The sequence below is a fragment of the Pedobacter sp. UBA4863 genome (assembly GCF_002399615.1).
Classification (GTDB): domain Bacteria; phylum Bacteroidota; class Bacteroidia; order Sphingobacteriales; family Sphingobacteriaceae; genus Pedobacter.
Map to the genome: position 1 here is coordinate 1 of NZ_DHDZ01000016.1, position 8,290 is coordinate 8,290.

The following is an 8,290-nucleotide window of genomic DNA, read 5'->3' on the forward strand; positions in this document are numbered from 1 at the left end:
TTTATTAATCGAGTTCAGGTTATTAATATTTTAAGCCTATTTTTTTGCAGATAAAATGTAATAACCAAATTGGGCCAATTAACAGAAACTTAACATCTTCTAAAAATGAAGGCTTTTTCCCTTCTATTTTATGGCCAATGAATTGACCTACCCAAGCTAAAACAAAAATCACTAAAAATATTACCCATGCCGCAGGACCATCATGGTATTTTTCCCACATTTCTAATTGTACAATACCGTAGCTCATTATGGATATTACCCACACCATAAGAAAAAACAAAGTTGGCGAAAGTGTAAAATAATAATACATGGCAAAAGCTATTACAAAAGATGCCCAATTGAAAAAAGTTTGATATTGGCCTAAAAATTCTATTTGAGGAAATGGAATTAACCAAACTAAACCTAAAAGACTAAACACTATTAATGGAACACAAATCCAATGAATTAATTTATTGGTTCCATTTTGATGGCTTTCTGCGTATTTATCGAATAAGATATCTACAGGCTTTCTCTCTGGTGCTTTTACAGTCTTGCTCATAATAGGTTAATTTTGGTTTGTAAAAATAAGAAAAAAGGGCATTCAAAAAGAAACCGTCATTTCGACCTTAAGTGAGAAATCTAACAAGTTGCTAGATTTCTCCTCCTTCGTCGTCGAAATGACGGTCATTATTTAGATTCTTCGCTGCGCTCAGAATGACATGGTATACTATTTTGCAAATGCTACCGAACGGGTTTCTCTAATTACCGTTACTTTAATTTGCCCAGGGTAAGTCATTTCGGTTTGAATACGGTTAGAGATATCTGCCGCCAGCAATTCTGCTTGTTGGTCGGTTACTCTTTCGCTTTCTACCACTACACGTAGCTCTCTACCTGCTTGTATCGCGAAAGTTTTTTCTACCCCTGGATACGATAGCGCTAGTTCTTCCAGTTCTTTTAATCGCTTAATGTAGCTTTCTACTACTTCTCTACGAGCGCCCGGACGAGCACCTGAGATAGAGTCACAAGCTTGGATAATTGGAGAAATCATCGACGTCATTTCAATCTCGTCGTGGTGCGCACCAATGGCGTTACAAACCTCTGGGTGCTCTTTATATTTCTCTGCCAACTGCATCCCTAAAATAGCGTGTGGCAATTCTGGGTTATCATCTGGCACTTTACCTATATCGTGTAGCAAACCGGCACGTTTGGCCAATTTTGCATTTAAGCCCAGCTCTGCAGCCATAGTAGCACAAAAATTAGCTACCTCACGCGAGTGGTGCAGTAAGTTTTGTCCGTAAGACGAACGGTAACGCATACGGCCAACCATTCTAATTAATTCTGGGTGCAAACCGTGGATACCCAAATCAATTACTGTACGCTCACCAATTTCGATAATTTCGTCTTCGATTTGCTTTTTGGTTTTAGCCACAATCTCTTCTATACGGGCCGGGTGGATACGACCATCGGTTACCAAACGGTGTAAGGCCAAACGGGCAATCTCTCTTCTCACCGGGTCGAAACCGGAAAGGATAATTGCCTCTGGCGTATCATCTACAATAATTTCAATACCAGTAGCTGCTTCTAAAGCCCTAATGTTACGGCCTTCCCTACCAATTACACGACCTTTAATTTCGTCGTTATCAATATGAAAAATAGAAACCGAGTTTTCAATTGCTGCCTCTGCCGCGGTACGTTGAATGGTTTGTATGACTACTTTCTTGGCTTCTTTGCTAGCCGTTAACTTGGCTTCGTCAACAATATCCTTAACCTGCATTAAAGCTTGCGAACGAGCTTCTGCTTTCATGTTTTCTACCAACTGGCTTTTAGCTTCTTCGGCGCTTAAACCAGCAATAGTTTCTAATTGTTGAACATGTTGATTTTTAATTAAATCTACTTCTTCCTGCTTTTTAACGGCCAAAGCAGTTTGTTTCTCTAAATTATCTTTCTGCTTATCTAGCTCTTGCTCTTTTCTGTTGGCATTCTCTAATTTAGAGTTTAAAGACTGTTCTTTCTGTTTAATGGAATTTTCTCGCTGAGCAACTTCATTATTTCTCGAATTAACCTGTTGCTCATGTTCAGCTTTCATCTGTAAAAACTTCTCTTTTGCTTCAAGCAATCTATTTTTCTTTAAGATTTCGGCATTATTTTCTGCATCTTTCAAAATCTTTTTCGCCTTGGCCTGTGCTGCTATTTCCTGTTGTTTTAACAGGTTACGCAGCAGGTACCTGCCAATTGCTATACCAACAATTAAGCTGGCGAGCACGCATCCTACTATTCCTAATATTTCCATTTACTTTTCGTTGTTTAAATTGTAGAAAAACTTTTTTTCAGCGCTCTTCTACTTGATGTTTGTTTATATATTAATGGCAGTAACCGCCATATTGGTTTGCATAAAAAAAGCCGTCACTAAATTGATATGTTCCGTGCATAGTTTGCCAATTAAAAGAAACATAAAAATTTAGCCACGGCCAAATTTACAGCTGTAAAAACCCTTTTGAGCACCCCAAAAGGCATAAAAACATTTTATCTAGCGAAAAATCCGTTTAATAAACCATCAAGCTCTTCTACCTTATCGGCTACAGTTGTATCTTGGTGTTGTACCTTATGCTCTGCTTTTAAAACAGCCGTTGCATAGTGTAAAACCGCCATCGACAACAAGTCTTGCTTATCTCTAACCGCATAATTTTCTTGGTAGTCTTTTATACGCTCATTGATAATCTTTGCCGCTCTTCTCACAATTTCCTCCTCTTCCATACTTACCTTTAGCGGATAAATACGGTCGGCGATAGTTATTTTAATCGAGATTTCTCCCATTTTCGTAGCTTTGTTTCAATTAATCTGCTTACTTATTTTTTAAGCAGCACCACACACTTATCAATTTCACGCACAAATTCGTTAATTTTTTGCTTTATGTCAAGTGTCTTTTCACTTGTTCCTTCAATACTCTTGGCTAATTTGAGTACTCTTATTTTTTCATCTAACTCTAAATGAGTGCTTTTAGCACTTTCTAAAGCTTGTTTTTGCTGTTGATTTTCTTCTTTCAATAAATGATTTTCTTCTTGCAAAGCACTGCATAGCTCAATTAATCGAGCAGTTTTTTGCATTACATTAGTTAGTTGATCAGCTACAGCAGCCATCTTTTAATTTTAATTTTTAATGAGAGAATGATTTTGGCGTATCTACCTAAAACTTTCAACTCAAAACTTTCTACTTTTAACTTATTTCTATCTTATCTCTGCCTTAGCAGTTTGCGCTAAGTTAGTAATAATCTTTTGCATAATTGTATCTATCTGCTTGTCGGTCAATGTCTGTTCTTCATCCTGTAAAGTGAAGTTTAAAGCATAAGATTTTTTACCTTCGGGCAATTTATCGCCTTGGTAAACATCAAATACCTGTACATTTTTCACCAATTTCTTTTCAGATTTAAAAGCAATAGTTTTTAACTCATCAAAAGTTACTGCTTGATCTACCAGTAAAGACAAATCTCTTCTTACCGCTGGATATTTAGGCACCTCTTTGTTAATAATTTTGTTTTTCTTCAAGGCATCTAATACAAAAGCCCAATCAAAATCGGCGTAAAAGACATCTTGTTTCAAACCTGCTGCTTTTTTATCGGCATGGGTTACGGCACCAAAACTTACTAAGGTTTTATCTCCTCTAAAGTACTTTAAGCCGTAGGCAAAATTCTCATCGTTTATTTCTGTTGTTTGGAAACTCGACAAACCTAAACGGGTTACCACTGCATCTACCGCTGCTTTTAAATTATAAAAAGTTGAGGGCGTAGCTAGATGGTTCCATTGCTCGCTTTGTTTTGCGCCACTTAAAACAATTAACAAACGAGGGCGTTCTACATATTTACCTTCAATTAAATGATAGGTTTTACCGAACTCGTAAAACTTAATATCCGAGTTTTTACGGTTAACATTATAAGCCACGCTTTCTAAAGCAGGTTGCAACAAACTTTGGCGCATGGCATTCAAATCAGAACTTAACGGATTTAAAATCTGCACCGCTTCTGCCTCATTTTTAGAGTTTGCCAAACGGGTTAGCGAGTTACACCAAATTTCTACAAAGCCATTTGCGGTAAGCATATCGGCTATTAAATTCTGGATATTTTCCTTATTCGGTTTTATGGTGTAAGCTAACGAAGCATTTACTTTCGACGGAATTTCGATATTATCGTAGCCATAGATACGCAAAACTTCTTCTGTAATATCGCATTCGCGGGTAACATCTACTTTATAAGTTGGCACCAATAAATCTAAACCTTCAGCAGTTTCCTGCGCAATGCTAATTCCTAGAGAAGTGATGATTTCTTTAATTTCTGAAGCAGGAATAGCCTTACCAATTAAATCTACCATGTTTTGATATTTAACAGATACTTCAAACGGTTTAGCTTTTACTGGATAGCTATCAGCAATTGGGGAAGATATTTCGCCACCAGCAACTTCTTTAATTAACAAAGCAGCTCTTTGTAGCGCCAAAATGGTAATTTCAGGATCGGTACCACGCTCAAAGCGGAAAGAGGAATCGGTTTTTAAGCCATGCCTTTTCGATGTTTTACGTACAGAAACTGCATTAAAATAAGCACTTTCAAGAAATATGGTAGTGGTTTGCTCAGTAACCCCCGAACCAATTCCGCCAAAAACACCTGCAATACACAAAGGTTTTTCGGCATCGCAAATCATTAAATCTTCGGCAGAAAGTTTACGCTCCACTTCGTCTAAAGTTACGAACGGAGTACCTTCGGCACATTTTTTAACAATAATCTTTTTACCTGCAATTTTAGCTGCATCAAAAGCATGTAAAGGTTGTCCCAACTCGTGCAATACGTAATTGGTAACATCTACAATATTATTAATAGGGCGAACGCCAATTACTTTCAATTTGTCTTTTAACCAATCTGGAGATGGCTTTACGGTTACACCGCTAACGCTCACACTGCTGTAACGTGGACAAGCATCCGTAGCTTCTACTTCTACCGCAATGTTCAAGCGCTCGTTCTCCACCTTAAAGGCACTAACATCTGGCAATTCAAAACCAGTGCGCAAATAAGCTGCTAAATCTCTAGCTACGCCTAAATGCGAAGCTGCATCGGCACGGTTTGGCGTCAATCCAATTTCAAACAGATAATCGTCATCAACGTTGAAATATTTTTTAGCTTCTAAACCTATCTGTGCATCTTCTGGCAATACCATGATCCCGGCATGAGAGCCGCCTAAACCAATTTCATCTTCGGCACAAATCATGCCTTCCGAAACCTCTCCTCTTATCTTTGATTTATTGATTTTAAAAGGTTCGCCTTCGTTTGGGTGTACGGTAGTGCCCACAACGGCAACTACTACCTTTTGCCCGGCGGCTACATTTGGTGCTCCGCAAACAATTTGCAATAATTCTGGGCCACCAACATTTACCTTGGTAACGCTCAACCTGTCTGCATTAGGGTGCTGTACTCGCTCTTCCACATAACCAATCATCAAACCTTCCAATCCGCCAGGAATAGTTTGTACTTTCTCCAAGCTTTCTACCTCTAAACCAATATTGGTTAGAATTAAAGAAATTTCTTGAGGAGTTTTATCCGTTTTTAGTAGTTGTTTAAGCCAGCTGTATGATATTTTCATTTATTTAGATTTGAGATATGAGATATGAGATTTGAGACTAATACCAAATCATACCCCATGCAAAATAAAATGCAAAGATATTATTATATAAGGAAAGGAGAAAGTTTTAAACAGGAAGTTCTGCATTTTAAGCACCCGAATATCTAAAATAACAATTTCGCAAAAACCGGCAAATGATCCGAATAATAACGTTGATCTTTACTGTCGGTTAAAACACCGTATTTTTGCACTTTAAACCCTTTGTTCACGAAGATATAATCGATCCTATCTTTTAACGGACTATTAAACTTGAAACCGTTAAAAGTTCCCTCTGGGCCATAAGGAGGCTCTATTGAAACTTCTTTACTGTCGTTTAAGAAAGATTTGATGGTAGCGATAGCCTCGGTTTCTGGCGTAACGTTTAAATCACCTGTGTAAACCACAGGAAGTTTAGGGGCAATTTCTTGGATCTTTTGCTTTATCAGCTTAGCCGATTCTATTCTGGCTTGTACCCCAACATGGTCGTAATGGGTGTTAAACACTAAAAATTCCTTTTTATTCAGCTTATCATACAAACGTATCCAAGTACATACACGGTTAAACATGGCATCCCAACCTTTGCTTGGCACATCGGGAGTTTGCGATAACCAAAACACACCGCCATCCTTTTTGCTAAACCTATTTTTATTGTAGTAAATTGGAGAAAATTCACCTTTACGTTTGCCATCATCCCTACCAGCTCCTACAGCCTCAAAGTCTGAATTTTCTAGGATAAAATCGTATTGTTCTGCCAAAGCTTCTTGCGTACATAAAATATCGGCATCGTGAAATTTGACGAGTGCTTTTACCTTATCTTTTCTTTTAGACCACGCGTTTTCTCCATCCTTTTCGGTGCTGTACCTTATATTGTAGGTCATTACATTTATAGGCTGACTTTTTTGCGCATACAACTGAACGGCCAATAGTGCCGACAAGAATACCATTACAATTCGTTTCATTTTTATTTTAGTTTTGTTTCAAATGTAAAAATTTGAAATCAAAGAGAAGTTAATCTTTTTGAAATTAAGAGCATGCCTAAATTTCCTTCAAAGAAAACAATAAAGACACCGGAGTAATGTCTATCAGCTCGAGGTAATATTTGGATATCCTCGCCAAACACAACCTGTAAAATAGGTGTTCCTTTTTTAAACAGTTGCTATACGACCAAAAAGCTGAGCCATTTAAACCTTAGATATAACCTTGATCGGCAAAGCTTAAAAAACTATTATTATAAACAATAAGATGATCATGCACAGCAATCTCCATCATTTTGCCTAATTCCATCAGTTTTTTGGTAACATTTATATCTTCTTGACTTGGCTTTAAGTTGCCAGAAGGATGATTGTGAATCAAAACAATAGATGCCGCACCATGCTCTAAAGCAATTTTAAAAACCATTTTTGGATCCACTACCGTTCCTGCCTGCCCACCTTTGCTTACAAAATGTTTTCCTATAATAATATTAGCACGGTTCAATAGCAGCAGCCAAAATTCTTCGTGGGGCAAATCTTCAAAATCGGCCTTTATTGCTCGATAAGCATCCACAGACGAGTTTATTTTTTGTGTTTTGGGTGTTTCTGCATCTTTTCTTCTTCTTCCCAGCTCTAGGGCGGCAACAATGGCAATTGCTTTGGCCTCGCCAATTCCTTTAAACTTCGAAAGCTCTTTTACGCCCAATTGTGCCAGCTTGTGCAAATCGTTGTGGCATGAGTTGAGAATACGCTTGCTCAAATCAACGGCAGTTTCATTTTTACTTCCAGAACCAATCAATATGGCAATAAGCTCGGCATCGGTGAGTTGTCTTCTCCCTTGTTGCAGTAGCTTTTCTCTGGGCCTATCGGCCTCTGCCCAAGCTTTTATACCAAGTTTGTTTTCATAGTTAAACATAAGCTCTGAAATTTTAAACACAAAAAAACGGTATCACCTTATGGGATGATACCGTTTCTAATATCGGCAAAAAAAGCGATTACTTCAAAGTGTTAACAAACTTAGTTAACTTAGCTTTATTGTTTGATGCTTTGTTTTTGTGAATAACGTTCTTTTTAGCTAAACGATCTAACATAGAAATTACCTTAGGGAGTAATTCTTGTCCAGTTTTTTTGTCTTCAGCAGCACGTAATCTTTTAATAAATGTACGTGTAGTTTTAGCTTGATATCTGTTACGTAAACGTTTTGCAGCGTTTGCTCTAATTCTTTTTAATGCTGATTTATGATTTGCCATTGTTTAGCCTTTTATTATCTTCTTGTGTTTTATTTTCGGACTGCAAATATAAAGGTATTATTTAAAAATACAAAATGGTTTTTAAAAATATTTTCACCCGATCTGAATTTCGCTGCAAACGCACAAATTTTCATTGTTTTTAACTCAAATAGAAACGCAAGAAAGTTAATTCATACAATGATTTTTAACATTAGTCCGAGATAAAAAACATCTGATGGTCTAAAATCTTATTGCCTTACTTAAAAAGCAATAGCCCATGTTACTGTTTTGCATTCCCGCGTTTCGCACATAAAGGTTACTATTTTCAAAGGCGCACACTTGCTCCCCAAGATTTCCCCTAACTGAAAACCCATTCAAAATTACACAAAGCAAGCTTCTCTTACTTTTCTAACTCGATGACAAAGAGAAAGTGTATTTTTATTTTATTAAACCTGTTGTGCATTTAAGATAA

General features: G+C 37.2%; 8 protein-coding genes. All 8 read right to left on the minus strand.

Annotation, left to right across the window (positions count from 1 at the left end; all coding sequences use genetic code 11):
• Positions 1 to 22: 22 nt before the first annotated feature.
• Entirely contained in the window at positions 23 to 538 is a 516-nt protein-coding gene (locus B3I52_RS02660; RefSeq protein WP_293298359.1) for a DUF962 domain-containing protein, read from the minus strand.
• A gap of 168 nt (positions 539 to 706) precedes the next feature.
• A complete protein-coding gene (rny, locus tag B3I52_RS02665; RefSeq protein WP_293298361.1) occupies positions 707 to 2,269 on the minus strand; it encodes a ribonuclease Y in 1,563 nt (520 codons plus the stop codon).
• 233 nt (positions 2,270 to 2,502) lie between these two features.
• Positions 2,503 to 2,793 carry a cell division protein ZapA gene (locus tag B3I52_RS02670; protein WP_293298364.1) on the minus strand — a complete coding sequence of 97 codons (291 nt, stop codon included), beginning with the start codon at positions 2,791 to 2,793 and terminating at the stop codon, positions 2,503 to 2,505.
• A gap of 32 nt (positions 2,794 to 2,825) precedes the next feature.
• Complete coding sequence (locus tag B3I52_RS02675) at positions 2,826 to 3,116, minus strand: hypothetical protein (protein ID WP_293298367.1); 291 nt, start codon at positions 3,114 to 3,116, stop codon at positions 2,826 to 2,828.
• An 87-nt stretch (positions 3,117 to 3,203) separates the two neighbouring features.
• On the minus strand, positions 3,204 to 5,600 hold the full coding sequence (gene pheT, locus B3I52_RS02680; RefSeq protein WP_293298370.1) for a phenylalanine--tRNA ligase subunit beta: 2,397 nt from the start codon (positions 5,598 to 5,600) through the stop codon (positions 3,204 to 3,206).
• 143 nt (positions 5,601 to 5,743) lie between these two features.
• On the minus strand, positions 5,744 to 6,577 hold the full coding sequence (locus tag B3I52_RS02685; protein WP_293298373.1) for an endonuclease/exonuclease/phosphatase family protein: 834 nt from the start codon (positions 6,575 to 6,577) through the stop codon (positions 5,744 to 5,746).
• A 229-nt stretch (positions 6,578 to 6,806) separates the two neighbouring features.
• A complete protein-coding gene (gene radC, locus B3I52_RS02690; RefSeq protein WP_293298376.1) occupies positions 6,807 to 7,505 on the minus strand; it encodes a RadC family protein in 699 nt (232 codons plus the stop codon).
• Positions 7,506 to 7,584: 79 nt separating this feature from the next.
• Positions 7,585 to 7,839 (minus strand): 30S ribosomal protein S20, encoded by a 255-nt coding sequence (rpsT, locus tag B3I52_RS02695; RefSeq protein WP_293298379.1) that lies wholly within the window; start codon positions 7,837 to 7,839, stop codon positions 7,585 to 7,587.
• Positions 7,840 to 8,290: the final 451 nt, after the last annotated feature.

Coding starts and splice junctions, on each gene's coding strand:
- B3I52_RS02670 (WP_293298364.1), bottom strand. CDS start 2,793: ATGGGAGAAATCTCGATTAAAATAACTATCGCCGACCGTATTTATCCG.
- B3I52_RS02685 (WP_293298373.1), bottom strand. CDS start 6,577: ATGAAACGAATTGTAATGGTATTCTTGTCGGCACTATTGGCCGTTCAG.
- rpsT (WP_293298379.1), bottom strand. CDS start 7,839: ATGGCAAATCATAAATCAGCATTAAAAAGAATTAGAGCAAACGCTGCA.
- B3I52_RS02675 (WP_293298367.1), bottom strand. CDS start 3,116: ATGGCTGCTGTAGCTGATCAACTAACTAATGTAATGCAAAAAACTGCT.
- radC (WP_293298376.1), bottom strand. CDS start 7,505: ATGTTTAACTATGAAAACAAACTTGGTATAAAAGCTTGGGCAGAGGCC.
- pheT (WP_293298370.1), bottom strand. CDS start 5,600: ATGAAAATATCATACAGCTGGCTTAAACAACTACTAAAAACGGATAAA.
- B3I52_RS02660 (WP_293298359.1), bottom strand. CDS start 538: ATGAGCAAGACTGTAAAAGCACCAGAGAGAAAGCCTGTAGATATCTTA.
- rny (WP_293298361.1), bottom strand. CDS start 2,269: ATGGAAATATTAGGAATAGTAGGATGCGTGCTCGCCAGCTTAATTGTT.